Source organism: Salinimonas chungwhensis DSM 16280, from assembly GCF_000378185.1.
GTDB classification, from domain to species: domain Bacteria; phylum Pseudomonadota; class Gammaproteobacteria; order Enterobacterales; family Alteromonadaceae; genus Alteromonas; species Alteromonas chungwhensis.
Genome location: NZ_KB899386.1, coordinates 70047 through 94370 on the forward strand (window position 1 = coordinate 70047; position 24324 = coordinate 94370).

Sequence of the window (24324 nt, forward strand, 5' to 3'; positions counted from 1 at the left end):
TTTGAGGAAGTTATGTCTAATTCTACTGACACATCACCTAGTCCACTGGCCAATGATCGCTATTTGCGGGCGTTGCAACGGCAGTCTGTGGATGTGACCCCGGTATGGATGATGCGTCAGGCCGGTCGCTATTTGCCAGAATATAAAGCGACCCGGGCGCAGGCCGGCGATTTCATGTCGTTGTGCCGAAACGCAGAATTAGCTTGTGAGGTGACCATGCAACCGCTGCGACGTTTTGACCTGGACGCCGCCATTTTATTTTCGGATATTTTAACTATCCCGGATGCTATGGGACTAGGCTTATATTTTGAGGCTGGAGAAGGTCCCAAATTTAGCCGTCCTCTGACCAGCATGCGTGAAATTCAAAAGCTGGGAGTTCCGGATCCTGAAGGCGAACTGCAGTATGTGATGAATGCCGTGCGTACTATTCGTCGTGAACTTAACGGACAAGTACCGCTCATTGGCTTTTCCGGTAGCCCCTGGACACTCGCCACCTACATGATTGAAGGCGGCTCCAGTAAAGCGTTTACCAAAATTAAAAAGATGGCCTTTGCAGAGCCAGAAGCGTTGCATCTGTTGCTGGATAAGCTGGCTGATGCTGTTATCGCTTATCTGAATGCGCAGATTGCTGCAGGGGCGCAATCTGTGATGGTGTTCGATACCTGGGGTGGGGTGTTGTCTCCCCGAGACTACAATCTTTTCTCTTTGCAGTATATGGCCAAAATTGTAGACGGGCTGACAAAGGAAAATGACGGACGGAAAGTTCCGGTGACCTTATTTACCAAAAATGGCGGCATGTGGCTTGAATCTATCGCGGCTACTGGTTGCGATGCGGTAGGTCTGGACTGGACTATCAATATAGACGAAGCCCGAGCGCGAATTGGAGATAAGGTGGCATTACAAGGCAATATGGATCCCTCCATGCTATATGCCAGCCCTGAACGAATTGAACAAGAAGTCGCGACTATTTTGGAAAAGTACGGACAAGGGCCTGGTCATGTATTTAACCTGGGGCATGGCATTCATCTGGATGTGCCACCGGAAAATGCCGGGGTGTTTGTTGATGCGGTTCATCGCCTGAGTAAACAATACCATTGTGAAAAATAAAAAAAGCATAATGAAAAAGTGGGGATATGGGCTACTGGTGTTATTCATCGCCGTGGCCGCCTACCAATTTGGCTACTACCAGAATAAGCTGAGTGCCAGTGAACAGAATAAACAGCGCCTGTTCGGCAATATTAAAGAACAGCAAAATAATGCTGCTTCAGCTGTTATGTCTCTGACTGATATTCATCTTGCGGTAACCGATGAGTCAGTTCGGTGAACATCGTGCAGGCCCGAGTCTGGCAGCACCCGCGGTAGCTTGTTAAGCTTTGTTTGCGCACACAATAATCAAAGAAAAACAATTTTATCCGGTGGGATAGCGCTACGCATCACGGGGTAAACCTTTTTCTACCACACGCGTGAGCCTCGCCAGTTGACGATTTTTTGGCCCTTCCTGCAACGATTTTTCCTGCTGTCTTTCCAGCGCCCACTCAATGTGAGTTTTAACCAACTCACTGGCATCAGGTAATTCAGCCTGTAGGGCGCAGACTATCTCGGAATCATAGTCAGCGTTGCCCATTGCTACTGCTATATTTCGTTGCCACTTAATGTGACCGATACGTCGTATCGGAGAGCCTTCTGTATTTTTGAGAAATGTTTTCTCATCCCAGGCAAAGAGCGTCAGTAAACTTTGCCCGTGCAAGATATCCCGAGGATGGAAATCTTCCTGTTCGGTGATATCTGCATATCGGTTCCACGGGCAAACCAGCTGACAGTCGTCACAACCATATATCCGGTTTCCCATAAGCGGGCGCAAATTTTCAGGGATGGGCCCGTCATGTTCGATGGTAAGATAAGAAATGCATTTACGGGCATCTACCTGGTATGGTGCGACAATAGCGCCCGTGGGACACATCGTTATGCAGGCAGTGCACGTGCCGCACCCCTCTTCGACGGGACTGTCGACAGGAAGTGGCGCATTGATAAAGAGTTCGCCGAGAAAAAACCAGGAACCGGCGTTTCGGTTTAGGGTCAGGCTGTGCTTGCCAGTCCAGCCAAGCCCGGCTTTTTCTGCCAGTGCATGTTCAAGAACCGGGGCTGAATCTACAAATGGACGATACTGGGTACCAGCCAGTCTCTCAGTAATTTTTTCGCCCAGCTGCTTTAGCTTTTTACGCAGCAGCTTATGATAGTCTCGGCCCAGGGCATAGCGGCTGATGTAGCCAATTTTGTTATCTTTAAGGTGCTGTGCAAATGATGCATCCGGGGGCAGGTAGTCCATCCTGACACTGATAACGCGTAATGTGCCCGGCACCAGTTCGTCGGGGCGGGCCCGTTTCATGCCGTGTGCCGCCATGTAATCCATTTCGCCATGATAGCCGTTATCTAACCATTGCTGCAGATAAGCTTCATGTTGCGTAAGATCAACATCGCTGATACCAACTTGCTGAAAGCCTAGCGCGCGGCCCCAGGCCTTGATATCGTCTGAGAGTCGATTTAAATCTAATGAATGAATTGCGGACATGCCCATATGCTAGATACCCAACTGACTTCAAGTTTATCATATAAACTGTATCGTGCCGAAGAGGTGCGCGCGAATGAACAGCAGGCTGCCAGCCAGAGTGGCTGCGAGATGTTTACGCTGATGGAGCGAGCCGGCGAAGCGGTTTTCAGGCAGTGCCAGCACCTGCTGCCTAATACGGATGTTTATATGGTTCTGGTAGGACAGGGAAATAATGCCGGTGATGGTTACATAGCGGCTTGCAATGCTCGTCAGGCCGGTAAGCGGGTTATTGTCTGTGCTGTAGAGCCAGATCGCAGACTTGACGGTGATGCTGGCAGAGCACAACAGAACTGGCTGGACGCAGGGGGGGCAATCGAGGCTTTTGATGAAGAAAAGCTGGCCAGTGCCGGGCTGGTCGTCGATGCACTGCTGGGCACCGGCATTAATACTTATATCCGTAATGAATTTGCCGATATTATCGATAAGGTAAACGATGCTGATGTGCCGGTAGTAAGCATCGATGTTCCTTCCGGGCTTGATGCAAATAGTGGTCAGTCATTAGGTCGCTGCATACAGGCGGATGTTACCGTTACGCTGGTAGGCATTAAACCCGGCCTGACCACCGGCGCGGGAAAGCAATCCAGTGGACAGCTTGTATTTGAGGATTTGGGTATATCCAAAGCATTTTCATCACTGGCAAAGCCATTCGCGAGCTGGCTGGATATAAATCAGTTTAAAGGATTAGGCCCACGAAAAACCCATAGCCACAAAGGCACTTACGGACGGTTATTGTGTATTGGCGGAAATAAGGGAACAGCAGGAGCAATTCGCTTGTCCAGTGAAGCCGCCCTGCGCGCTGGTGCAGGTATGGTACGCGCATTCGTGCATGAAAATTCGATGGTTCAGGTAAGTGCAGGCCGGCCTGAGTTGATGGTGACCAGCGAAAATCTTGAACAGGCACTGGAATGGGCAACCTGCGTCGTGATTGGTCCCGGGCTGGGGCAGGATGATTGGGCGCAACGGGCGTTTGGCACCGCCATGAAACATTGTCAGGCCCAGCAAAAACCTATGGTGATTGATGCCGACGCATTAAATTTGCTCAGTCGCCAGGCCACTGCATTTACCATTTCTTCCTGTATACTGACACCCCATGCTGGTGAAGCCGCCAGACTTTTAGGTGTTTCTGTAGATGATGTGGAATCAGAACGCTTTAATTATGCCAAGCAATGTGCCGAGCGCTATCATGCTACGTGCATATTAAAGGGGGCGGGTACCATCATCGATAATGAAAATGCTGTGGCGGTGTGTCGCCACGGTAATCCGGCTATGGCTACAGCCGGCAGCGGAGATGTATTAAGCGGTATTTTGGGTGCGTTGCTGGCGCAAGGGTTAGATACTCAGCTAGCCAGTCGGTATGGCGTTACTCTGCATGCCAAAGCCGGCGATGACCTGGCTGAGCATGAAGGTCAAAGGGGAATGCTGGCAGGAGATCTGTTTAATGCAGTCAGGACGCTTATCAATCAGTAGTCTTGTAACAGGCAGTAAAAGACATGACATTTTCAAGTACTGAATTTAATGTAGTAAACGAACAGCAGACCAGGGTACTTGCGAAAAGCCTGGCTGAGAATGCCGAAAGGCTCATTGATAACGGTTTGATCATTCACCTTGAGGGCGATCTGGGTGCGGGTAAAACAACATTTAGCCGCTATTTTATTCAGGCACTGGGTCACAATGGCGCAGTGAAAAGCCCGACATATACCCTGGTTGAACCTTATGCGCTAAATAAGGTCAATATTTATCATTTCGACCTCTATCGGCTAGCAGATCCTGAAGAACTGGAATTCATGGGGATTAGAGACTATTTTGGAAAAGGGAATATATGTCTGGTGGAATGGCCTCAACGAGGTGGTCCGCTATTGGCATCAGCAGACTTAACGATTAGTATTAAACTAACAGGAGATTCACGCTGTTTTGCGCTATCCACGTCAGGTCAAACCGGTGAGAGGTTACTTGAACATCTTGTGACGTAAGGCATTTGAATTAACACTGCGCCGACAATAATTAAATCAGTATCATAAAGGCAAGGTATGTTGCGCTTAACCATTTTTGTATTGTTTACATGGCTAGTCGTCATGCCACTCGACGCTGCGCAAAACCAGATAAGTGGGCTGCGAATTGCTCCCGGGTCGGATAAAACGCGGATAGTTCTGGACTTATCTGCGCCGCCGCAGTTTACCTATTTCACGCTTAAAAACCCTAACAGGCTGGTTATTGACCTTGCCGATACCGCTGATACTGCTGATCTTTCGGTACAGGATACTGGTGCTTTGGTCCGCCGTTTGCGCTATTCCACCCCCAAAAATGCCGAGTCTGCCCGAATCGTTATCGACTTAAATCATCCGTCAGATCCCGAGCTTTTTGCTATTGCTCCGTCTGGAGATTATGGTCACAGATTAGTGGTTGATTTACCGGGCAAATCTAACGTCTCTGGGACAGCGGCAACTTCCAGCGTTCTGATTGACAGTGCAAACAATACCCGTGACCGGGATATTATTGTGGCTATTGACGCCGGACATGGCGGTAACGACCCGGGGTCTATCGGGCCATCTGGCACTTACGAAAAACACATCACATTAAGTATCGCCAAAAAATTAGGCGCGATGTTCGATGCTGAGCCGGGCATGCGTTCGGTATTGGTACGCAGCGGTGACTATTATATATATCCGACTAAACGCCCCGAAATCGCCCGTGAGAAAAAAGCTGATTTGCTTATTTCCATCCATGCGGATGCATTTAGTCAGCCGGAACCGCGGGGAGGATCGGTATGGGTGCTGTCAATGCGCCGGGCCGACTCTGAACTAGGACGCTGGCTGGAAAAAACTGAGCGGCATTCAGAGCTTCTCGGTGGCGCGGCTGAAGTGATTTCTGATAACGCCAGCGAACGCTATCTGGCCGAAACCATCATTGGCTTATCCATGGATCATTCCATGTCTGCCAGCTACGATTTAAGTGAGAAAGTCATTGGGGAAATGAAGCAAGTTACCCGGCTACATAAACGGGCGCCGCAGGCGGCCAGTTTTGCGGTCCTAACCGCACCGGACATTCCATCCATTTTAGTGGAAGTAGGCTTTATTTCTAACCCTCAGGAAGAAAAGAACCTGCTGTGGGAAGAGTACCGTGAGCGTCTTGCGCGCTCTATGTTTAATGCCACTAAGCGATACTTCAAACAGGCTCCACCGGATGGTACGCTATGGGCCTCTTATAAAGAGCGTAACCGTCAGCATAAAGTGCGCAGCGGTGAGTCGCTCTCACTTCTGGCCCAGCGTTACAATGTTAAAGTCAGTAGTATCAAAGAAGCTAACGATCTAAACAACGATGTGGTTCGAATTGGTCAGGTTCTGACAATTCCCAGCACCTGATTTACTCAAATAGTCCGGAACTTACATTTTGCCCATTCAATTACTGCCACCACGTTTGGCCAATCAGATCGCCGCCGGAGAAGTGGTAGAGCGGCCTGCCTCAGTGGTTAAAGAGCTCATTGAAAACAGTCTGGATGCCGGCGCAAGCCGTGTTGAACTGGATATAGAGCGCGGCGGTCATAAACGAATAAAACTGCGGGATAATGGCAGAGGCATCGCAAAAGATGAACTGCAACTGGCATTAAGCCGCCATGCAACCAGCAAGATAGCGACGCTGGACGACTTAGAACAGATTTTGTCGTTGGGCTTTCGTGGTGAAGCACTGGCGAGTATTAGCTCTGTGAGTCGTTTATCTCTTACCTCAAAACCTGCTGAGCAGCGCGAAGCATGGCAGGCAAGTTGCGAGGGCAGAGAAATGGAGGTAACCATTAATCCGGCGGCTCACCCCGACGGCACCACTATCGATGTAGCGGACTTGTTTTATAATACACCTGCAAGGCGAAAATTTTTACGTACTGAAAAAACAGAGTTTCAACATATCGAAGATGTGGTGAAGCGCATCGCTCTGAGCCATCCGCAGGTTAGTTTTACACTAAAGCACAATAGCAAGACAATACGGCGTTTCAGCGCAGTCAAACCCGAGCATCATGCACAGCGTCTGGCCCAGGTGGTCGGGCAAAAGTTTGTGGACAATGCTATCACCCTGACCTTGTCGCATCAGGGTATGCAGATTCAGGCATGGCTGGGTAATCACACCATGCTAAGAAGTAGCAGCGACTGCCAGTATAGCTTTGTCAACAATCGCGGAATGCGTGATAAACTCATCTTGCACGCTATTCGTCAGGCCTACGAAATAAGTTATGGTGCTGTGGAGCAGCCAGCATTTGTCTTCTACCTGACAGTGGATCCTAAAGAGGTTGATGTGAATGTTCACCCGGCCAAACATGAGGTACGTTTTCAGCAAAGCCGCCTGGTTCACGACTTTATTTGTAAAGCGGTCTGTGATGCTCTTGAGGATCCTGAACAGCGTCACGAGGGTGACCTTTCTGGAGATAACTCTGTTACCCATGACTACATCCAGCCGCTGACCAGAACGCCTATAGATGTTGCAGAGAAATCGTCTGTACCAGCATCTCTGACATATGGCAGTTCGGGCGGACAGTCAGCACTGACCAACGGTAAAAGCGCAGCGGGCGGGCGGAGCGTTGGCTTTAACCCGTCGAGTAGAGCCACCGGAGAGTACGGGGCAAACTTTACCCACCTAATGACGCCAAAAAGTGACAGGCAAGGTGAAGCATTAACGACTACACCTTACTTAACGTTGTCTCAAACTCACCGTATTTATCAGCAAGAAGACAAAGTGACATTATTATCTGCCAGCATGTTATTGCCGCAGTGGTGGCTGGGTGTGTTAGACAATGGTCGTATATCACAACCGCTGTTGATGCCAGTGGCGGTCGACCCTGATATTATCTACGACAGTACAGTTGCTCTGCTTAACGAAACTGGTTTTGTTATAAACCGAGTGGCCGGAAAACTGCGATTGCAACAGGTGCCTGCCGGAAGCCGACATCTACCCTGGGTAAGACTATTTCCACATTTGGTGGCAATGAACGCAATGACAGTTGATTCGCTGGCTAAAAAACTGGCAGAAGTGCCTTTAACCTGGCCGGATGAGCTGTACCAGTCGCTCTGGCAGTGGTTTGGTGAAATGCCCCTATCTGTGCAAAGCCGTTTTGTCGACGAGCTAGGACAATCCCTCGACGTCGCAGAGCTGATAGCAATGTGGGAGCATCAAAATGAGTGATGGCACGGCAGGTGCATTACCGGTGGTTGCGATTATGGGGCCCACCGCGTCTGGCAAGACGGGGCTGGCTCTGGATATTGCCAGCCAGATAAATTGCGAAATTATCAGCGTTGACTCTGCGCTGGTTTATCGAGGCATGGACATCGGAACTGCCAAGCCGGATTCCCGTGAGCAGGGTATTGCGCAACACTGGTTAATCGATATACTTGATCCGGTACAAAGTTATTCGGTGGCAGAGTTTTATAACGATGCTGTACGTTTAATTGGTGAGATTCATAATCGGGGCAACGTACCACTGCTGGTAGGTGGAACAATGATGTATTTCAATGCCTTGATAAACGGAATTTCGCCCTTACCTAAGTCTGATGAAGCGATCAGGGAGGTCATATCTCAGGAGGCAAAGGTTCATGGCTGGCAATATTTACACGATTGTCTAAAGGAAGTGGATCCGGTAAGTGCACTGAGAATTCATCCTAATGATCCGCAAAGACTAACCCGAGCGTTAGAAGTGTATCGCAGTTCCGGGCGCACTCTTACAGACTGGCAAGGCCAGAAGAATGAGAAGTGTCCTTATGCTATAACGCAATTTGCAATTGCGCCAACAGAAAGAGCAGTACTGCATGAGCGCATTGCACAACGATTTGACTTGATGCTGGAGGCTGGCCTGGTTAACGAAGTGGAAAATTTGCGCGCACGGGGTGATCTGCATGATGATTTGCCCTCTATACGTTCAGTGGGATACCGACAAGTTTGGCAGTATCTTGAAGGTGCGCTTAATTACCCACAGATGCGGGAGAAAGGTATTATTGCCACCCGTCAGTTAGCGAAAAGGCAGCTCACCTGGCTTAGGGGTTGGGAACAGCTGAAGTGGTTAGATACTTTTGCTGACAATAATACGGCTAAGATTTTAGCGAAAGTCGCACCGTAGGTGCATGAGTGTGTTATACATTACGTATAATGATGTCACGAGTGCTCGTCACCTAAATAATAAAAATTAAGGATTACAGATGGCTAAAGGGCAATCTTTACAAGACCCATTCTTGAACGCACTACGCAAGGAACGTATCCCTGTGTCAATTTACCTTGTGAACGGAATAAAACTACAAGGTCAGGTCGAGTCATTCGACCAGTTTGTTATTCTGTTAAAAAATACGGTAAGCCAAATGGTTTACAAGCACGCTATCTCTACAGTGGTGCCTGCTCGTGCCATTACGATGCCTAGTACAACCCAAGGGGATGCTGAAAATATTAAAACTGACTAACCAAAAAGGAATATTGCTTGTTTGACCGTTATGAAGCCGGTGAGCAGGCCGTTCTTGTTCATGTTAACTTTGCCGATGAAAACTCAAAAGAAGAACTGGCTGAATTAGAGTTGCTGGTTTCTTCTGCGGGTGTTAATGCTGCGGATGTTCTGACGACGTCGCGCAACTCTCCCCATGCAAAATATTTTGTTGGTTCTGGCAAAGCCGAAGAAATTGCAGCTGCTGTGAAGGCGAATGAGGCGAATGTGGTTATTTTTAATCACTCGCTTTCACCCTCTCAGGAGCGTAACCTCGAATCAATCTGTAAGTGCCGGGTACTGGATCGGACAGGCTTGATCCTGGATATCTTTGCGCAACGCGCGCGTACTCATGAAGGTAAATTACAGGTAGAACTTGCCCAATTACGACATATCTCTACCCGCCTTATTCGTGGCTGGACGCACCTTGAACGTCAAAAAGGCGGGATTGGCTTACGTGGGCCGGGTGAAACGCAATTAGAAACGGATCGTCGACTACTGCGTGGACGTATCAAATCTATTGTGCGGCGTTTAGAAAAGGTTCAGAAACAACGAGAGCAAGGACGGCGTTCCCGCAAACGCGCTGAAATTCCTACCGTTTCTCTAGTGGGCTATACTAATGCTGGCAAATCGACATTGTTTAATCAGATAACAGATGCACATGTTTATGCAGCCGATCAGTTGTTTGCTACACTTGATCCGACACTGCGTAAACTAGAATTGCAGGATGTTGGACCAACAATCATAGCTGATACGGTGGGATTCATCCGTCATCTGCCGCACGATTTGGTTGCTGCCTTTAAGGCGACATTGCAAGAGACGCAGGAAGCTGATTTATTGTTGCATGTCGTGGATGTTTCTGATGCGCGTTATCGCGAAACCATGGATGAGGTAAATGAAGTTCTCGATGAGATTGAAGCTGGCGATAAGCCACAGTTACTTATCTGTAATAAGATTGATAATCTTGACGAAGTAAAACCGCGTATAGACAGGAATGATGAAGGTATACCTATCAGGGTATGGCTATCTGCACGCGAAGCGAACGGTCTGGAGCTGTTAAGTGAAGCATTAACAGAATGTCTTGCCCGAAATATGGTAGATTACACGTTACGCATTCCACCTGAAGATAGTCATTTACGTGGCGTTTTGTATGATCTGAACTGTATTGCGCAAGAGTCTTACGCTAAGAATGGCGACTGGGTGGTAACAATCAGAATGCCAGCTTCCGACTGGAATAGACTGGAAAAGCGGCTGGATAAGGGGTTATCTAATTTTGTTGACTATGACGATGCTCTGACTCAGCATGATAACCCCAACCAAGAGACTTAATTTAAACCACTTTATGGAGTATTAGCATGGCTTGGAATGAGCCGGGTGGCAATAAGAACGACCCGTGGAAAAACCGTGGGAACAAAGAACAGGGACCACCAGATTTAGACGATGTGTTTAAAAACCTGTTTGGCAAATTTAAAAAGGGCGGCGGTAATGGCGGCTCTGGCAAAAGCATGGGGACCATGGGCATAAGCCTGTTGGTTGGATTGCTGGTTGTTATTTGGTTTGTTAGCGGGTTTTATACCGTCCGTGAGGCCGAACGAGGTGTAGTGTTACGCTTTGGTGAATTTTATACCGAAGTAGAGCCCGGATTGCACTGGAAACCAACGTTTATTGACAGTGTTATTCCTGTGGATGTTCAGTCTATTCGTGACCAGGGATCTTCCGGCTCCATGTTAACCGAAGATGAAAACGTGGTGCGGGTAGAAATGGAGATGCAATATCGTGTTGTAGATCCGTTCAACTGGACATTTGCGGTAGAAAGCCCGGAAACGAGTCTTAGCCAGGCGCTGGATAGCGCTATTCGCTATGTGGTGGGTCATTCTGAAATGGATGATGTTTTAACCGATGGTCGTGAAGTCACCCGTCAACGGGTTTGGGAAGAGCTTCAAACGATTATTGAACCCTACAACATGGGTGTTTCAATCATAGATATGAACTTCAAGGACGCAAGGCCGCCTGAAGAAGTTAAAGATGCATTTGATGATGCGATCTCTGCACAGGAAGATGAGCAGCGCTTTATTCGTGAAGCAGAAGCTTATGCCCGGGAAATCGAACCACGTGCCCGCGGCCGAGCCAACCGGATGAATGAAGAAGCGCAAGCCTATAAAGAGCAAATAATTCTTGAAGCTCAGGGTGAAATTGCCCGATTTGAAGAACTATTGCCACAATATGAAGAGGCGCCTCAGGTCACCCGAGATCGGATTTACATAGAAACAATGGAAACGGTATTTAGTAATACCAGTAAAATCCTGGTGGATAGCAAAAATGGCAACAATATGATGTATTTGCCTCTCGATAAGATAATGAGTGGACGCTCTGAAAATCCGAACGCCTCCAGAAACACACTGCCGGCGCTTCAGATGGAAGACTTGCAGAATATGAATAATGGGTCTGGCACCAATAGTAGCCCTACCAGCGGACTGCGAAATAGCCGTTTTAATAATGGAGGTCAGTAAGTCATGAAAAATTTGGTTGTTGTTGTACTTATTCTCCTTATTGCGTTGGCATCCGGCTCATTGTTTTCAGTACGCGAAGGCGAACGTGCTATTGTCATTCAGTTTGGTAAAGTCCAGCGCGATGATCAAACTGGCGATACCCGGGTTTTCGAACCAGGCCTGCACTTTAAGATCCCCTTTATTGATTCGGTGAAAAAGCTTGATGCGCGGATTCAGACCGTTGATGACCGTGCTGACCGGTTTGTTACTGAAGAGAAGAAAGACCTTATTGTTGACTCCTATGTAAAATGGCGGATAGATGATTTTGCCCGCTATTATTTGTCCACAGGCGGCAATCAATTACAGGCTGAAGCGCTGTTAAAGCAAAAGGTTAACAATGGTCTTCGTTCTGAGTTTGGTACCCGAACCATTAATCAGATAGTTTCTGGTGAGCGTTCAGCTTTGATGGATCAAGCTATGCAGCAAGCATCAACATCTTCCGATGAGTTAGGTATTGAAATTGTTGACGTCAGGGTTAAGCAAATTAACTTACCTACTGAAGTAAGTAATTCGATTTTCCAGCGTATGCGTGCAGAACGTGCTGCCGTGGCCCGTGAGCATCGCTCAGAGGGACGTGAGCAAGCAGAAGTGATTCGTGCAGATATCGATGCAAAAGTTACTGTAATGCTTGCTGATGCTGAGCGAAATGCCCGTCAGGTTCGAGGTGAAGGTGACGCCCTAGCTGCGCAGATATACGCCTCGGCGTATGCTAAAAATGCTGACTTTTACAGTTTCCTGCGTAGTATGGATGCCTATAAAGTCAGCTTCGACTCTAAACAGGATATTATGGTTGTTGAACCCGATAGCGAGTTCTTCCGTTACCTGAATAGTAGTTCCGGCCGTCGCGACAACTGATACTGTTAGTAATTGGAAAAACCAGCCTTCGGGCTGGTTTTTTTGTATCTAAGGCTTGCTGGTGATTGGGTATCTTACTTTTGACAACAGCTAAGCTATTGAAAAAACGGGACACCTTAACGTTTATTTCACAAAATGTGCGTCACGATACGGATTACGCTACAATCGCGCTTCAAAAAATAAGATATTAAACCGTTGTGCGTGAATCCAATAAGCGGGAGTCGCAACGAAATAAAGTCAGAGGTATCAGTTTGTCTTCCAATAAATCACAATCTCGTTCTGCTTATGAGGAGCAGGCGCAGGGGGGGCTTTTCGCCCGGTTTCTGACCACGGTGGAGTGGCTGGGTAACCTACTTCCTCATCCCGTAACTTTGTTTGCCATCCTTGCGGTGGGTATCGTATTTATCAGCGGAGTTCTGGGGTATTTCGATATCGCGGTCGCCGATCCCCGGCCCGAGGGCGCGTCGGGACGAAGCCCAACTGGCGTCATCAGTGTGGTATCTCTGATGAGTGCCGAAGGATTGCAGCGCATTGTGACGAATCTGGTAACAAATTTCACCGGCTTTGCGCCATTGGGTACGGTGCTAGTTGCGCTGTTGGGGGTCTCGGTTGCTGAACATTCGGGGATGCTATCGGCGGCGATGCGCGGACTGGTCATGAATGCGCCCAAGCGCGTGGTCACATTTGCAATTGTTTTTGCCGGCATTGTTTCAAATACGGCATCAGAGCTCGGTTATGTTGTGTTAATTCCGCTCGCCGCAATGATTTTTCATTCGTTGGGGCGCCATCCTCTGGCCGGTTTGGCAGCAGCTTTTGCCGGTGTTTCAGCCGGTTATAGCGCCAACTTGCTGTTGGGTACTGTTGATCCATTGTTATCGGGTATTACCGAAGCGGCGGCGCAAATGATTGACCCGGATTATGTCGTCGGTCCTGAAGTGAACTGGTACTTTATGTTTATCAGTACCTTTGTGGTGGCAATAATGGGCGCGCTGGTCACGGATAAAATTGTTGAACCACGCCTTGGCCAGTTTGATGAGTCACATGCGCCAGCCGGTCTGGAGAAGCAGCAAATGGATCCGCCCACTAAGCAGGAGAAAAAAGCACTGGCCTGGGCGGGTATATCTTTTCTTGTCACGTGCGCCGTACTGGCATTGACGATTGTGCCTGAATGGGGAATTTTGCGAAATCCGGAAACTGGTGAGGTGCAGAACAGCCCCTTTTTGAAAGGTATAGTCGCGTTTATATTCATAACCTTTGCCATTCCCGGTTTTGTCTATGGACGCATTGCAGGAACAATGAAAAATGATAAAGATATCATTGATGCCATGTCTAAAAGCATGGGCTCCATGGGCCTTTACATAACATTGGTTTTTTTCGCGGCCCAATTTGTTGCTTTCTTTAAATGGACAAACCTGGGAACCGTGCTTGCGGTAAAGGGCGCGGCGTTGCTGCAGTCAGTGGGGCTGGATGGGCCCGCAGTATTTATTCTTTTCATCCTGATGTGTGGGGTGGTTAATCTTTCGCTGGGAAGTGCATCGGCACAATGGGCAGTAACAGCGCCGATTTTTGTACCAATGCTGATGCTGCTTGGTTATGCCCCTGAGGTAATTCAGGCCGCCTACCGTATCGGCGACTCGGTAACCAATGTTATTTCTCCGATGATGAGCTACTTTGGCCTCATCCTGGCCATGGCGGCACGCTATCGTAAAGATCTGGGCATGGGGACGCTTATTGCAATGATGTTGCCATACACTATGGTGTTCATTGTAGGCTGGATGTTACTTTTCTTCATCTGGGTGTTCTTGTTGGGTATGCCAGTGGGGCCCGGGGCAGCCACTTATTACGGATAGAGAAGAGGCAGCGTAAGCTGCCTTTTTTACACCGATGTAACGATCAAAAAGTGATGTGATACGGTATACTTAGTACACATAAAATTCTTATCTGTCAGCAGGTTAACGCTATGAAGTACAAGGGAAGCACAAATTTTTCTCACGATGCCCCGGATAAACTCGGTGTATTGATCACCAATCTTGGCACACCAGACAGCCCCACATCCTCAGCGCTGCGACCATACCTCAAACAATTTTTATCAGACCCCAGGGTCGTCGAAGTTCCTCGTTTTATTTGGTGGTTTATTCTTAACGGCGTAATTCTGAACATCCGCCCACGCCGATCTGCTAAAGCTTACGAAACAGTATGGACAGAGGAGGGGTCGCCGCTATTGGCGATTACAAAGGCTCAGCATAAAGCGTTGGCAGATAAATGTAAGCAAGCCTACGGCGATAATGTAATTGTTGATTATGCCATGCGATACGGCAATCCCTCTATTGCCGGCGCGATTGACCGGTTAATGGAAAAGGGCGCACGAAAATTGGTTGTATTACCCTTATACCCGCAATATTGTGCTTCAACCACCGCTTCGACGTTTGATGCGGTGGCTCAGGACTTTACTTCTCGTCGGTGGATGCCCGAATTACGTTTTATCACGCAATATCATGATCGTCCAGATTACATCAGGGCGCTGGCTGATAAGATTCGCGCACATTGGGAAGAGCACGGCAAAGCCGATAAATTACTGATGTCCTATCACGGTATACCCAAGCGTTATTTGCTCAATGGCGACCCCTATCATTGTCAGTGCTACAAAACTTCGCGCCTGCTTGCTGAAGAGCTGGGACTGGAAGATAATGAATATATGACCACATTTCAGTCTCGTTTTGGTCGCGAAGAGTGGTTGCAACCGTATACAGACGAAACAATGAAATCACTGCCTAAGCAGGGGGTTAATTCTCTGCAGGTAGTATGTCCCGGCTTCTCTTCAGATTGTCTGGAAACCATTGAGGAAATTGGCGAAGAAAACCGCGAGTATTTCATGCACGCTGGTGGTAAACGCTATGAATACATTGCCGCGCTTAACAGCGACAAAAGTCATATCGATATGTTGTTTTCTCTGATTGAGCAAAATCTGCATGGCTGGCATACCTCACAGGATAATTCAGAAAGAGCACAGCGGGCCAGGCAGCTAGGAGCAGAAAAATGACCACGACGACGCGTCAGATCCCTTCAGAACTAAAGCAAGCGCAGAAGCTTGCTAACCTGCTGGATAGTGCATTTCGCATACCTGTCATCGGCTACCGTGTTGGTCTGGACGGTATTATCGGCTTGATCCCCGGTGTTGGTGACGTGATCACTACGGCCATCGCGGTGCGAATTATTCGTTTAGGTCACAAAATGGGAATGCCCAAACCTCTTATCGAAAAAATGTTTAAAAATGTTGCGATGGATTTTGTTGTAGGCCTTGTGCCGCTGGTCGGTGATGTGGCTGACTTTTTCTTTAAAGGTAACAAGCGTAATGTAAAATTGATGGAAAAATGGTGGCTCTCCCAAAACGAAGGTGAGATTCGTAGCAGCGCTCGGGAGCAATTGAGCGAGTGGGAGCAGGAACAGCGCACTTAAATGTATAAAACTGACTCTCATTAATCTAATCGTGTCATGAATTAATCGCTTTCATACGTGCAGCCGTAGCCATTATCACGCAGCTCTTTGCGCAAACTTCGCAAAATAAAAAGGAGCAAGATAACGGATGAAAGCCTCAGACCTGTTCGTCAAAGCCCTGGAAGCAGAAGGTGTTGAATACATTTTCGGTATTCCCGGCGAAGAAAATCTCGACTTACTTGAGTCACTCAGAACATCATCTATTAAACTCGTCTTGACTCGCCACGAACAAGGCGCCGGCTTTATGGCCGCTACCTATGGCCGGCTAACAGGTAAAGTGGGCGTTTGTCTTTCCACTCTAGGTCCGGGTGCAACAAATCTGGTTACACCAGCTGCCTATGCGCAGTTGGGCGCTATGCCGATGCTGATGATAACCGGCCAGAAGCCGATTAAAACCTCTAAGCAGGGGCGTTTTCAGGTTATCGATATCGTAGATATGATGCGACCGATCACCAAGTACACCACCCAAATTGTCAGCGGCGAGCGCATACCTTCAGTGGTGCGCGAAGCTTTTCGAGTGGCACATGAAGAGCGTCCCGGCGCCGCCCACATCGAATTGCCCGAAGATATTGCCGCTGAAAATACGACTATGCCACTGATTAAGCCAACCTTATCGCGCCGCCCCATAGCAGAGTACAAAGCCATCAACCGGGCGGTTGAGATGATTGAGCAGTCGACCTCACCGCTACTGTTGATCGGCGCTGGTGCAAATCGCAAACTCACGGCAAAAATGCTCCGTCAATTTGTGGACAAAACAGGTATTCCGTTTGTAACTACCCAATTGGGTAAAGGTGTACTTAATGAAAGTGACCCACTATTTGCCGGTAATACAGCGTTATCTGATGGCGACTTTGTTCATCGGGCTATTGATCGTGCGGACCTGATTATTAATGTTGGACATGACGTGGTAGAAAAACCACCCTTTTTCATGCATGCAGATGAAGATCAGAAGGTTATTCATGTGAATTTCGATTCAGCGGCAGTAGATCCAGTCTACTTTCCGCAGTTGGAAGTGGTCGGCGATATAGCCAATAGCATTTGGCAAATAAAAGAAGATTTGATTCCTCAGGACACCTGGAAGCTGGATTTTTATAAAGATGTCCATGATGCGTATGTGAAGCACCGGAAGGTCGCAGAAGACGATAATCGGTTTCCTGTCCTGCCCGAACGCTTTGTGCGTGACGTGAGAAAGGTAATGCCTGAAAACGGTATTGTTACGTTAGATAATGGCATTTACAAGATATGGTTTGCCCGAAATTATCCAGCATATGCACCTAATACACTACTGTTGGATAATGCGCTGGCAAGTATGGGTGCTGGCCTGCCATCAGCTATAGGAGCGAAACTGGTTCACCCCGATGTTCCGGTGGTCAGCGTCTGTGGTGACGGTGGCTTTATGATGAACAGCCAGGAGTTGGAGACGGCCGTGCGTCTGAATCTTGATCTGGTGGTGATTGTCCTGCGCGATGATGCCTATGGAATGATTAAGTGGAAACAGTCGCACATGGAGTTTGGCAACTTCGGCCTGGATTACGGCAATCCCGACTTAGTTGAGTATGCCAAATCTTATGGCGCTCAAGGCTGGCGAATCGAACAAACCAGCGAAGTGGCTACTACGTTGCAACACTGCCTGGATACGCCGGGTGTTCACCTAATTGATTGCCCCGTGGACTATAGCCTGAATGATGAAACGCTGAACCACACTATTAAAGAACTAAGCGCTAAGCTTTAAGGAGCCTTCGTTATGTTGAAAGACAGCTATCCCTATTATCTGGCTAATGAGCCGGTTTATGCCAATGAAGATTTAGAAGTTACCAATAAGTTTACGCAAAAGACTGCCACTAAAGTCGCCAAGGCTGGCGCGGATGTTATTGATCAGGCCATTGATGCGGCGGAAAAAGCCCAGCCTGCGATGACAAAAATGACACCGTTTGAGCGTAAAGCGGTGTTGGACCATTGCGTAAAACGTTTTGAAGAGCGCGCAGATGAACTGGCTAAAGCGCTGTGTATCGAAGCAGGTAAGCCAATTAAAGACGCAAAAGGGGAAGTCACCCGACTTATCGACACATTCAGAATCGCATCTGAAGAAAGTGTACGGATCAACGGCGAAGTGATTAATCTGGAGATATCTGAGCGTGCCCGGGGTTATCAGGGTATGACTAAAAAAGTGCCTATTGGCCCGTGTTCCTTTATTTCACCATTTAACTTTCCGTTAAATCTCACGGCCCACAAGGTTGCTCCAGCCATCGCAGCCGGATGTACATTTGTACTCAAGCCAGCTTCTAAAACGCCCATTGGCGCACTGATTATTGGTGAAATACTTGCCGAAACGGACTTGCCAAAAGGCGCGTTTTCTATACTGCCTTGTAGCCGCGACGGTGCCGATTTATTCACCACAGATGAGCGTCTGAAATTGTTAAGCTTCACTGGCTCACCGGACGTCGGTTGGGAACTCAAGGCCAAAGCCGGCAAAAAGCCGGTGGTACTTGAATTGGGCGGTAATGCTGCCTGTATTGTAGATGAAGATGCAGACATTGATGATGCCATCGATCGTATTATTGTCGGGGCTTATTATCAATCTGGTCAAAGCTGTATCAGTGTTCAGCGACTACTGATCCATGACAGTATTTACGATGCCTTTAAAGAACAATACGTTAAACGCGTGTCTGAACTGGTGTCAGGTGATCCTCTGGATGAAGATACATTCATCGGACCGATGATTGCTGAATCAGAAGCGGAGCGGCTGGAAAATTGGATTAATCATGCCAAAGAGCAGGGGGGGACCGTGCTGGCTGGCGGAGGCCGCGATGGTGCTATGCTGGAAGCAACCGTTATGGAAAACGTGCCAAAAGATTGCGATGTCAGTCAGGAAGAAGCATTTGGCCCTGTCTCTGTACTATACAAATTCAGTAGCTACGATGAAGCCCTGAAAGAAGCAAACAATAGCCGTTACGGGTTACAGGCCGGCGTATTTACCCGAGACATTTATAAAATCCAGCAAGCATGGGATGAGTTGGAAGTTGGTGGGGTAATCATCGGCGATGTACCCAGCTGGCGCGTTGATAATATGCCTTATGGCGGAATCAAAGACTCAGGGCTGGGCCGTGAGGGGGTTCGCTATGCAATCGAGGATATGACAGAAACCCGACTGTTAGTTATTCGCCGCCCATAACCTCGCGAGTTGGACCAAACAGCTACGCTGGCTCTGTGGCATACGCCTTTAAAACAGAAAGGGGAACCACATCCAGCGCTTTTTTATGGGTAGCTGCCAGAACGACTTTGGGTGCGACGCCAGCCTGATGTGCTTCCCACCATCTGGCCGCGCAAAGACACCATCGATCGCCGGGAGCAAGACCCGGGAACATCATATCAGGACGTGGCGACATTAAATCATTTCCCCGCCTTGCAGAGAATGTTAAAAATGGTTCATCGACAATTGCACAGATACTATGATTGCCAAAATCGGCAGGGGGAACGGCGCAAAAACCTTCCCGGGTAAAGCCTGAATTTCCGCAGCACAACATTAGCGGCTTGCCAAAAACATTGGTTTCATTTGCCATTGTATATCCCTTTCTAATCAAAACCTTGCCTTTGAGAGTATAAAATTGCATCAGTTATGGCAACCATTACGACCTATTCATTAGAGGCTTTGTATGCTCGATAAAAGTAAAAAAAGTAAAGCCCGGGATAGTGAAAATTATTCCGCAGAGGAAATCGCCCGGTTTGATAAGCTGGCAGAATCCTGGTGGGACCCGGAGGGTGAGTATAAAACCGCTCTGGAATTTAACCGCGCCCGCACGACTATTATGTTGCACGAAATTTGTCATCATTTTGGGCGCTCTCATAATGGTGACAACGCCTTTCACGATTTGAAAATTCTTGATGTGGGTTGTGGTGGCGGCCTGGTCAGTGAGGCGATGGCCAAAGAGGGTGCGCATGTCACCGGCATTGATGCCAGTAGTATCAGTATTGAAGTGGCTAAGCGTCATGCCAGGCAGGAAGGCCTGAATATCGAGTACCGGCACTGCCTGGTGGAGGAACTGGGCAATGAGCAAAAATTCGATGTAGTGATCAACGCAGAAGTAGTTGAGCATGTGCCGGATCAGCCCGCGCTTATAAAAGATTGCACACGCCTGGTAAAGCCCGGCGGCATGCTTATTCTGGCCACCCTTAATCGTACGCTTGCCAGCTATCTTATAGCGATCATAGGTGCAGAATACGTAATGGGCTATTTGCCCAAAGGCACTCATTCATGGCGAAAGTTTGTAAAACCACGTCAGTTGGATAAATGGGTGGGTCGTGACTTTTACAAAACATTTAAGTGCGGCATGGTAATGAATCCTTTTAATAAAAAATGGCGTCGCAGCCGGGGCATGCGCGTAAATTACATGCAGTGTTATCACTATTCAGAAAAGTGATACTTTACGCTTTATCAGTATAATTTGACTATGTACCGCTCAGCGGTAGTCTGTCATGACTTGGGAAAGGAGTACGGCTATGAAGATTTATGAAACCCGAACGGCCCCGAATCCTCGTCGTGTCAGAATTTTTCTGGCAGAAAAAGGTGTGGACGTTGACTATGTTCAGTTAGATATACAAAAAGGTGAAAACCTGACCGCGGAAATGCGGGCAAAAAACCCGCTGGGTAAGGTGCCCGTACTGGAACTGGATGATGGCACCTGTATTGCTGAAACAGATGCTATCTGTACATATTTTGAAAATACAGTTCCACAGCCAGCGCTAATGGGCGTTGATGCAAAAAGTAAGGCGATCACAGCAATGTGGCAACGCCAGGTAGAAATGGCGCTGTTAGTTCAGGTTGGCATGTGCTTTCAACATACCACCGGTTATTTCAAAGATCGAATGGTGCCGGTTCCAGAATACGGTAAGGAAGCAGGCATTAATGCGTCTAAGTATCTTCATATTTTGGAGCGGCGTCTGGAACTTAATACCTATATTGCCGGAGAAGACTTTTCTATCGCCGATATTACAGCGCTTTGCGCTATCGATTTTGCCCGCGTAGTTGATATTCGCTTGTCCGAAGATCATCGGAATATCCAACGTTGGTATGAGCTGGTCAATCAGCGTCCCAGCGTGAAAGCCTGATGATTACGCTTTATACCGCGCCTACGCCAAATGGCTGGAAAGCGTCTGTAGCACTGGAAGAAATGCAGTTGCCTTACCAGGTGCATCATGTCGATCTGCATAAAGGGCAGCAAAAAGAAAGCTGGTTTAAAGCGCTCAACCCAAATAACCGAATTCCTGTTATTACTGATCATGAAAACGACGATTTCACACTCGCGGAGTCGGGCGCAATCATGCTTTACCTGGCGGAAAAATCAGGGAAATTTTTGCCTGCAGATGCTAAAAAACGTCACCAGGTGACTCAGTGGCTGATGTTTCAGATGAGCGGCATCGGCCCGATGATGGGACAGGCTAATGTGTTTTACCGCTATATGGATGAAGCGATTCCCACCGCCATTTCCCGTTACCACAATGAATGCCGCAGGCTCTTTGAGGTGCTGGATAGCCACCTTGCCGACCGGGAATTTCTGGTAGATGATTACAGCATTGCTGACATGGCAAACTGGTGTTGGGTGCGGACCTACAAATGGTCAGGCGTATCTATCGAGGGGCTTGAGCATCTCAGGCGGTGGAAAAACAGTATCGAAGCACGCTCAGGTGCTCGCCGAGGCACAGAAATACCATATAAAATCGTGCCTGAAACATTGCAGAAAGCGGGCAAGACCTTAATTTAATTATGCTTCCACTAATTTTTTGACCGTATCCAGGGTGTCAGCTTCTGCAGCCGGTTTGTCCCAGCGAATACGGTGAAAGCGTGGGAAACGCAAGGCAATACCGGATTTATGCCGGTTAGATGGATGTGCGGCATCAAATGCCACCTCGATGACTAACGACTTTTCAACTTCTCGTACCGGCCCGAAACGACCAACCGTATTGCGCCTGACCCAATTATCCAGCTTCTTTAGCTCCTCATCGGTAAAACCAGAGTACGCTTTGCCGATAGGAAGCAGCGTATCACCTTCCCAGGCACCAAAGGTAAAGTCAGAGTAAAAACTTGAACGCTTACCATGGCCGCGCTGTGCATACATGATGACCGCGTCTGCCAGCTTAGGCTCGCGCTTCCATTTATACCACTGTCCTTTTGGACGGCCAGGAATATAGTGGCTGTCCAGACGTTTCAGCATCAATCCTTCCACTGCTTTGTCGTTGCTCGCCTGACGATATTGTGTGTCCAGTTGATCCTGCGTTTTTACCTCAAGTACCGCAGACAAATGGAGCCGTTCGCTTGCGCTGTCTTGCACGAACCGAGAAAGCCGGCACCGCCGTTCTTTTAAAGGCTGGGAATGGTAGCTTTCGTCATCAATACTCAGCACATCGTAGACCATCAGTCCTGCGGGCAAGCTCTCCATAAGTTTTCTGGTCGGTTTTTTCTTATTAAGGCGCTGCTGCAATTGATTGAAGGTATCTACTCGGTCGCCATGCATAACCAGCAATTCACCGTCTAAAACACAATGCTCTTCAATGGTATCCAGCAGATCAGGAAATGCATGACTGATGTCATCACCGGTGCGACTGAATAATGCTTTGCCGTTTTTGGTACAAACCAGCTGGACACGAATTCCATCGTATTTATACTCAATCTGCCAGTCACTGGGAGTCAGTTTTGCTAACTCCTGTTCGTCGATGGGGTGGGACAGCATGACCGGGTGGAAGGTCACCTGATCAGAAATATCAGGCTTATTGCTGCGGCCTTCAAGCCAGGCGAGCAACTCAGTATAAGGCGGATTGACGCCATGCCAGAGCGCCTCAATCTCTTCTACTGCCGTATCGCCAAAGCGCGCCAGTATCTGTTTCATGGAACGGGCAGAGATACCAATGCGCAGGCCCCGGGTTCCGAGTTTAATTAACGCCCAGCGCTGAGAAGCTGTCATGATATCTAGGTAGCCCTCCAGCAATGGTTTTACCTCGGTGCGTTTGGCCTGAGAAAACTGATCAACAATTTCACCTAATCCCGGCAATGCAATAGCGGACGTAGTTTCCCTGGCGGGCCACAAATGGGCTACTGTTTCACTCATTTCGCCCACATAATCGTAACTGAGCTCAAACAATACCGGGTCGGTACGTTCAAGCATGAGTTGTTTAACTGCATTACGTTTGAAAAAGTCAAAACGAAGGGTGTCTGCCATTGCCGCAATCGCCCAGCCTCTGTCAGGATCGGGAGTATGTCGCAGGTAGTCAATAATCAACGCTGCTTTGGCATTATTGCCCGGCGTAAAATAAAGCTGCTCCAGCAGATCAGCAAATGCTTCCATTAACCGGTCTCCTCATCGTCTTCGTAACCCAGCAGCGATAATGCTTTTGCCTTGAACCCCATTTTTGTGGCCTGATGCACCAAGGCATCTTCGCGACCGTGCGTCACCCATACTTCGTTGGGCTGCACTTCACTGATGGTCTGGATGAGCTCAGGCCAGTCGCAATGGTCAGAAATAATAAGTGGTAACTCTACCTGTTTTTGCCGGGCTCTGGCGCGAATCTGCATCCACCCGGAAGCCATAACAGTGCGCACATCAGGAAAGGCTCTTGACCACCGGTCTACCAGTGCCGATGGTGGCGCGATCACTACCTCCCCAGCAAGGCTGCTTCTATCCTCAACATCATTCACCGCTATCAGTTCGCCCAGATCCACGCCATGCTCCTGATACAAATTACACAAGCGAATAAGGGCGCCGTGCAGGTAAACGGGTTTGGTATATCCGGCCTGGCGCAGTGCCAGTATTACACGCTGGCATTTTCCCAGTGCATAGGCTCCCACTAAATGACAACGGTGGGGGAAAACCTTTAAAGAAGTGATGAGCTTATCGATTTCTGCAGCAATCGGAGGGTGGGTGAACACAGGCAGGCCAAACGTCGCTTCGGTGATAAAAACGTCACAGGGCACCACCTCAAAGGGCGGGCAGGTTGGGTCAGGCCGGCGCTTATAATCACCCGAGACCACTAGCCGGCTGCCCCGGTATTCAAATAAAACCTGACTTGAGCCCATAATATGTCCTGCCGGATATAAGGTCATAATGACCGGATCATCGGCACTGCCAAGTTGTACAGATTGTCGATATGCCAGCTCATGGGTGGTGATGGCCATCTCTTCGCCATAGCGGGTGGTCATGATCGCCAGCGTTTGTGGCGTGGCATAAACCGTATTGTGGCCACTTCTGGCGTGATCGGCATGGCCGTGAGTTACAATCGCGGTGTTAACCGGCAACATCGGGTCAATGTAGATGTCCGCTGGTCTGCAATATAATCCCGCCTCTTCAACGCTAACCCATTCTTGTGGATGCAAATGACACCTC

Annotated in this window: 23 protein-coding genes; 19 read left to right on the top strand and 4 right to left on the bottom strand. The window is 48.5% G+C overall.

Translation table 11 applies throughout. The features are described 5' to 3' along the window. The first annotated feature begins 12 nt into the window (after positions 1 to 12). Both hemE and F458_RS0114675 read left to right on the top strand, forming a co-directional pair. Positions 13 to 1107 carry a uroporphyrinogen decarboxylase gene (gene hemE, locus F458_RS0114670; protein ID WP_018984188.1) on the top strand — a complete coding sequence of 365 codons (1095 nt, stop codon included), beginning with the start codon at positions 13 to 15 and terminating at the stop codon, positions 1105 to 1107. Positions 1108 to 1117: 10 nt separating this feature from the next. Then, positions 1118 to 1324, top strand: coding sequence for a hypothetical protein (locus tag F458_RS0114675; protein ID WP_018984189.1), 207 nt, complete (start codon positions 1118 to 1120; stop codon positions 1322 to 1324). Positions 1325 to 1426: 102 nt separating this feature from the next. On the opposite strand, the gene queG is transcribed toward F458_RS0114675, so the two are convergent. Then, on the bottom strand, positions 1427 to 2569 hold the full coding sequence (queG, locus tag F458_RS0114680; RefSeq protein WP_026294699.1) for a tRNA epoxyqueuosine(34) reductase QueG: 1143 nt from the start codon (positions 2567 to 2569) through the stop codon (positions 1427 to 1429). Between the two features lie 6 nt (positions 2570 to 2575). On the opposite strand from queG, the gene F458_RS0114685 reads away from it, so the two are divergent. The 14 genes from F458_RS0114685 to F458_RS0114750 all read left to right on the top strand — a co-directional run bounded on the left by F458_RS0114685 (position 2576) and on the right by F458_RS0114750 (position 19124). Next, positions 2576 to 4075 carry a bifunctional ADP-dependent NAD(P)H-hydrate dehydratase/NAD(P)H-hydrate epimerase gene (locus F458_RS0114685; RefSeq protein ID WP_018984191.1) on the top strand — a complete coding sequence of 500 codons (1500 nt, stop codon included), beginning with the start codon at positions 2576 to 2578 and terminating at the stop codon, positions 4073 to 4075. 23 nt (positions 4076 to 4098) lie between these two features. Further along, entirely contained in the window at positions 4099 to 4578 is a 480-nt protein-coding gene (gene tsaE / locus F458_RS0114690) for a tRNA (adenosine(37)-N6)-threonylcarbamoyltransferase complex ATPase subunit type 1 TsaE (protein WP_018984192.1), read from the top strand. A 57-nt stretch (positions 4579 to 4635) separates the two neighbouring features. Continuing rightward, a complete protein-coding gene (locus F458_RS0114695; protein ID WP_018984193.1) occupies positions 4636 to 5967 on the top strand; it encodes an N-acetylmuramoyl-L-alanine amidase in 1332 nt (443 codons plus the stop codon). Positions 5968 to 5995: 28 nt separating this feature from the next. Further along, positions 5996 to 7774: a DNA mismatch repair endonuclease MutL gene (mutL, locus tag F458_RS0114700; protein WP_018984194.1), complete on the top strand. Its 1779-nt coding sequence runs from the start codon at positions 5996 to 5998 to the stop codon at positions 7772 to 7774. Next, the gene (miaA, locus tag F458_RS0114705) at positions 7767 to 8702 is read left to right on the top strand and encodes a tRNA (adenosine(37)-N6)-dimethylallyltransferase MiaA (protein WP_018984195.1); all 936 of its coding nucleotides are present in this window, start codon (positions 7767 to 7769) and stop codon (positions 8700 to 8702) included. The genes mutL and miaA overlap by 8 nt, the downstream gene beginning before the upstream one ends. A 79-nt stretch (positions 8703 to 8781) precedes the next feature. Beyond that, on the top strand, positions 8782 to 9036 hold the full coding sequence (gene hfq / locus F458_RS0114710; protein WP_018984196.1) for an RNA chaperone Hfq: 255 nt from the start codon (positions 8782 to 8784) through the stop codon (positions 9034 to 9036). 17 nt (positions 9037 to 9053) lie between these two features. Further along, positions 9054 to 10382, top strand: coding sequence for a ribosome rescue GTPase HflX (hflX, locus tag F458_RS0114715; protein ID WP_018984197.1), 1329 nt, complete (start codon positions 9054 to 9056; stop codon positions 10380 to 10382). A gap of 26 nt (positions 10383 to 10408) precedes the next feature. Beyond that, positions 10409 to 11563: an FtsH protease activity modulator HflK gene (hflK, locus tag F458_RS0114720; protein WP_018984198.1), complete on the top strand. Its 1155-nt coding sequence runs from the start codon at positions 10409 to 10411 to the stop codon at positions 11561 to 11563. A gap of 3 nt (positions 11564 to 11566) precedes the next feature. Next, on the top strand, positions 11567 to 12457 hold the full coding sequence (hflC, locus tag F458_RS0114725) for a protease modulator HflC (RefSeq protein WP_018984199.1): 891 nt from the start codon (positions 11567 to 11569) through the stop codon (positions 12455 to 12457). A gap of 251 nt (positions 12458 to 12708) precedes the next feature. Beyond that, positions 12709 to 14307, top strand: coding sequence for an AbgT family transporter (locus F458_RS0114730; RefSeq protein WP_018984200.1), 1599 nt, complete (start codon positions 12709 to 12711; stop codon positions 14305 to 14307). 110 nt (positions 14308 to 14417) lie between these two features. Next, complete coding sequence (gene hemH, locus F458_RS0114735) at positions 14418 to 15497, top strand: ferrochelatase (RefSeq protein ID WP_018984201.1); 1080 nt, start codon at positions 14418 to 14420, stop codon at positions 15495 to 15497. Next, on the top strand, positions 15494 to 15913 hold the full coding sequence (locus F458_RS0114740; RefSeq protein WP_018984202.1) for a DUF4112 domain-containing protein: 420 nt from the start codon (positions 15494 to 15496) through the stop codon (positions 15911 to 15913). Before hemH ends, F458_RS0114740 begins: the two co-directional genes overlap by 4 nt. 127 nt (positions 15914 to 16040) lie before the next feature. Next, entirely contained in the window at positions 16041 to 17684 is a 1644-nt protein-coding gene (locus F458_RS0114745) for an acetolactate synthase large subunit (protein ID WP_018984203.1), read from the top strand. A 12-nt stretch (positions 17685 to 17696) separates the two neighbouring features. Continuing rightward, positions 17697 to 19124 (top strand): aldehyde dehydrogenase family protein, encoded by a 1428-nt coding sequence (locus F458_RS0114750; protein WP_018984204.1) that lies wholly within the window; start codon positions 17697 to 17699, stop codon positions 19122 to 19124. A gap of 22 nt (positions 19125 to 19146) precedes the next feature. On the opposite strand, the gene F458_RS0114755 is transcribed toward F458_RS0114750, so the two are convergent. Further along, positions 19147 to 19512, bottom strand: coding sequence for a DUF2237 family protein (locus F458_RS0114755; RefSeq protein WP_018984205.1), 366 nt, complete (start codon positions 19510 to 19512; stop codon positions 19147 to 19149). Positions 19513 to 19605: 93 nt separating this feature from the next. Here F458_RS0114755 and ubiG point away from each other — a divergent pair, with 93 nt between their 5' ends. The 3 genes from ubiG (at position 19606) to F458_RS0114770 (ending at position 21711) form a co-directional block, all read left to right on the top strand. Further along, positions 19606 to 20370, top strand: a complete 765-nt coding sequence (gene ubiG / locus F458_RS0114760) for a bifunctional 2-polyprenyl-6-hydroxyphenol methylase/3-demethylubiquinol 3-O-methyltransferase UbiG (protein WP_018984206.1) — start codon at positions 19606 to 19608, stop codon at positions 20368 to 20370. Positions 20371 to 20449: 79 nt separating this feature from the next. Next, positions 20450 to 21058 (top strand): glutathione S-transferase family protein, encoded by a 609-nt coding sequence (locus F458_RS0114765; protein WP_018984207.1) that lies wholly within the window; start codon positions 20450 to 20452, stop codon positions 21056 to 21058. Further along, on the top strand, positions 21058 to 21711 hold the full coding sequence (locus F458_RS0114770; protein ID WP_018984208.1) for a glutathione S-transferase family protein: 654 nt from the start codon (positions 21058 to 21060) through the stop codon (positions 21709 to 21711). Before F458_RS0114765 ends, F458_RS0114770 begins: the two co-directional genes overlap by 1 nt. On the opposite strand, the gene F458_RS0114775 is transcribed toward F458_RS0114770, so the two are convergent. Beyond that, positions 21712 to 23289, bottom strand: a complete 1578-nt coding sequence (locus F458_RS0114775; RefSeq protein ID WP_018984209.1) for a cisplatin damage response ATP-dependent DNA ligase — start codon at positions 23287 to 23289, stop codon at positions 21712 to 21714. It lies immediately after the preceding gene. Further along, positions 23289 to 24314, bottom strand: a complete 1026-nt coding sequence (locus tag F458_RS0114780; protein WP_026294700.1) for a ligase-associated DNA damage response exonuclease — start codon at positions 24312 to 24314, stop codon at positions 23289 to 23291. The genes F458_RS0114775 and F458_RS0114780 overlap by 1 nt, the downstream gene beginning before the upstream one ends. Positions 24315 to 24324 lie beyond the last annotated feature (10 nt).

Coding starts and splice junctions, on each gene's coding strand:
- F458_RS0114675 (WP_018984189.1), top strand. CDS start 1,118: ATGAAAAAGTGGGGATATGGGCTACTGGTGTTATTCATCGCCGTGGCC.
- F458_RS0114745 (WP_018984203.1), top strand. CDS start 16,041: ATGAAAGCCTCAGACCTGTTCGTCAAAGCCCTGGAAGCAGAAGGTGTT.
- ubiG (WP_018984206.1), top strand. CDS start 19,606: ATGCTCGATAAAAGTAAAAAAAGTAAAGCCCGGGATAGTGAAAATTAT.
- F458_RS0114695 (WP_018984193.1), top strand. CDS start 4,636: ATGTTGCGCTTAACCATTTTTGTATTGTTTACATGGCTAGTCGTCATG.
- hfq (WP_018984196.1), top strand. CDS start 8,782: ATGGCTAAAGGGCAATCTTTACAAGACCCATTCTTGAACGCACTACGC.
- F458_RS0114755 (WP_018984205.1), bottom strand. CDS start 19,512: ATGGCAAATGAAACCAATGTTTTTGGCAAGCCGCTAATGTTGTGCTGC.
- queG (WP_026294699.1), bottom strand. CDS start 2,569: ATGTCCGCAATTCATTCATTAGATTTAAATCGACTCTCAGACGATATC.
- F458_RS0114775 (WP_018984209.1), bottom strand. CDS start 23,289: ATGGAAGCATTTGCTGATCTGCTGGAGCAGCTTTATTTTACGCCGGGC.
- F458_RS0114750 (WP_018984204.1), top strand. CDS start 17,697: ATGTTGAAAGACAGCTATCCCTATTATCTGGCTAATGAGCCGGTTTAT.
- F458_RS0114765 (WP_018984207.1), top strand. CDS start 20,450: ATGAAGATTTATGAAACCCGAACGGCCCCGAATCCTCGTCGTGTCAGA.
- tsaE (WP_018984192.1), top strand. CDS start 4,099: ATGACATTTTCAAGTACTGAATTTAATGTAGTAAACGAACAGCAGACC.
- F458_RS0114740 (WP_018984202.1), top strand. CDS start 15,494: ATGACCACGACGACGCGTCAGATCCCTTCAGAACTAAAGCAAGCGCAG.
- hflC (WP_018984199.1), top strand. CDS start 11,567: ATGAAAAATTTGGTTGTTGTTGTACTTATTCTCCTTATTGCGTTGGCA.
- miaA (WP_018984195.1), top strand. CDS start 7,767: ATGAGTGATGGCACGGCAGGTGCATTACCGGTGGTTGCGATTATGGGG.
- hemE (WP_018984188.1), top strand. CDS start 13: ATGTCTAATTCTACTGACACATCACCTAGTCCACTGGCCAATGATCGC.
- hemH (WP_018984201.1), top strand. CDS start 14,418: ATGAAGTACAAGGGAAGCACAAATTTTTCTCACGATGCCCCGGATAAA.
- hflK (WP_018984198.1), top strand. CDS start 10,409: ATGGCTTGGAATGAGCCGGGTGGCAATAAGAACGACCCGTGGAAAAAC.
- F458_RS0114770 (WP_018984208.1), top strand. CDS start 21,058: ATGATTACGCTTTATACCGCGCCTACGCCAAATGGCTGGAAAGCGTCT.
- F458_RS0114685 (WP_018984191.1), top strand. CDS start 2,576: ATGCTAGATACCCAACTGACTTCAAGTTTATCATATAAACTGTATCGT.